Origin of the sequence: Candidatus Thermokryptus mobilis (assembly GCF_900070205.1) — a bacterium.
GTDB lineage: Bacteria > Bacteroidota > Ignavibacteria > Kryptoniales > Kryptoniaceae > Kryptonium > Kryptonium mobile.
In genome coordinates, this window is the sequence record NZ_FAOO01000003.1 from 179,266 (window position 1) to 181,626 (window position 2,361).

Annotated in this window: 2 protein-coding genes; both read left to right on the forward strand. The window is 39.1% G+C overall.

Annotation, left to right across the window (positions count from 1 at the left end; translation table 11 throughout):
* Positions 1 to 463, forward strand: a 463-nt coding sequence (locus tag FKZ43_RS03050) for a hypothetical protein (RefSeq protein ID WP_181180230.1), incomplete at its 5' end; no start/stop codon positions are given.
* A 24-nt stretch (positions 464 to 487) separates the two neighbouring features.
* Positions 488 to 2,361: DNA mismatch repair protein MutS (gene mutS, locus FKZ43_RS03055; RefSeq protein WP_140944439.1), on the forward strand; the 1,874-nt coding region annotated here is incomplete at its 3' end.

Genomic DNA, 2,361 nt, shown 5'->3' on the forward strand with positions numbered 1-2,361 from the left:
AGCTGAGAGAGTGAATCAGCTTGCCAAGGAACATCAAAGGACAAGAGAAATACTTGCTGGTTTGTCGGATACAGTTGGCTATGGACTTGAGGATAAGATTATGCTTTACATGTATGATTTCGTTCGGGATGAGTACGGGATTGAGGTTGAATTAGTTGAAAGGCGGAACATCATTTATCCGGATGGGAGATATGATGAAGTTAACATTTATGTTGAAGGTTTTAGAAATGGGGCAAAGGTTTATGTCGTCGGTGAATGTAAGTCAAGACCAAGCAAGCGCGAGGTTGATAAGTTGATTGAAAAGGTTGAAAGGGTACGAGAATTCTTGGGAGCTGAGGTTTATGCTTTTATAGTTGGTTATACATTTTCGCCAGACGTTGAGGAATACATAAAGGAAATGTATCCTTGGTTGAAGATGATGAGAAGTTTTGAGTTTGATTTAAGATATGGGAGAAAGGTTTAGTTTAATAAATTTTTGCGATTTTCTATGTCCACACCTTTGATGAGACAATACAGGAAGATAAAAGCGCAATATCCCGACGCTATAGTTTTGTTTAGGATGGGTGATTTTTACGAGACATTTGAGGAGGACGCTAAAATAGCTGCTCGGGTTCTTGGGATAGCTTTGACAAAGAGGGCAAATGGTGCAGCTGCTGATGTTCCGCTTGCTGGTTTCCCTCATCATGCGCTTGATACATATCTTCACAAACTCGTAAAAGCGGGTTATAAGGTTGCAATTTGCGAACAGCTTGAGGATCCGAAACTTGCTAAAGGCATCGTTAAAAGGGATGTGGTTGAGGTCATAACTCCAGGGGTTGCTCTTACGGATAAATTACTTGATAATCGTTCTAACAACTTCGTTTGCGCTGTTTATTTTGAAGATGAGAAAGTTGGCGTCGCTTTTGCTGATGTTTCAACAGGGGAATTTTATGCAAGTGAGGTCTCGGTAAATGAACTTCGCAATTTCCTTGACACTATATCACCAAGCGAGATTTTGTTCTGCAAAACTCAAAAAGATAAAGTTGAGCAAGTTATTGGAGACATTCAAATTAAACCAGCACTTACTAAACTTGAGGATTGGGTTTTTAAATATGACTACGCGTTTGAGACATTAACTAATCATTTCCAGACGCAGTCGTTAAAGGGTTTCGGAATAGATGATATTGAACTTGGCGTTATATGTGCTGGTGCAGTCATGCATTATCTTCAAGAGACGCAAAAGGCAAGGTTGATTCACATAAAGAAAGTTTCTCGTTATGACACTGGCGATTACATGCTGCTTGATTCAGCAACGAAAAGAAATCTTGAAATTGCAGTTTCCTATCTTGGAGAAACGACATATGGGACGCTTTTCTCTGTCATAGATAAGACGCAGACACCCATGGGGGCACGACTTTTAAAAAAGTGGGTTTTGAGACCTTTGAAAAAAATTGAGCCAATACGAAAACGACTTGAAGCAGTAAAAGAACTTTATGAGAATCCAAACTTGCGAAAAAATTTATTTGAAGTTCTCGGTGAGATTGGCGATATTGAAAGGTTGATTTCAAGAATTGCAGTAAGGGCGCACATCCCCGGAACGACAGGAAGAGCTAATCCAAAGGATTTGATAAATTTAAAGGAGTCGCTAAAGAAAATACCGAAGATAAAATCACTTCTTTCAGGTTCAAAGTCGGAGACACTTCAAAAAATTCACAAACTTTTAAATCCCCTTCAAGAAGTTGTTAAGTTGATTGAAAGTGCGATTGTTGATGACCCACCTTCAACTGTTTCAGATGGTGGAGTGATAAGGGATGGATACAGCGCTGAGCTTGATGAATTGAGGTTTATAGCTAGGTCGGGCAAAGAATACATCGCTAACCTTCAACAGAAAGAGAGGGAGAGGACTGGGATACCAAGCTTAAAGGTTGATTATAATTCAGTGTTCGGCTATTACATTGAGATTACGAAAGCACATCTTGACAAGGTTCCACCAGATTATATACGGAAGCAAACACTTGTGAACGCTGAGAGATTTATAACGCCAGAGTTAAAAGAGTATGAGGAGAAGATTTTCACGGCTGAGGAAAAGATCTCTGCACTTGAAGCTGAACTTTTTAATCAAATAAGGGAAAAGGTATCTGGATATACGGAAGAAATTCAAAGGAATGCACAATTGATAGCGATGCTGGATTGCTTTGTTTCACTTGCGGAAGTTGCGGTTGAAAATAATTATACCTGTCCAATAGTTGATGAAAGCGATGTGATTGAGATAAAAGGTGGGCGTCATCCCGTTGTTGAAAAAATTTTGCCAACTGGTGAAAAATTTGTCCCAAATGATGTTTTCCTAAATAATTCTGAAAATCAGATTTTGATAATCACTGG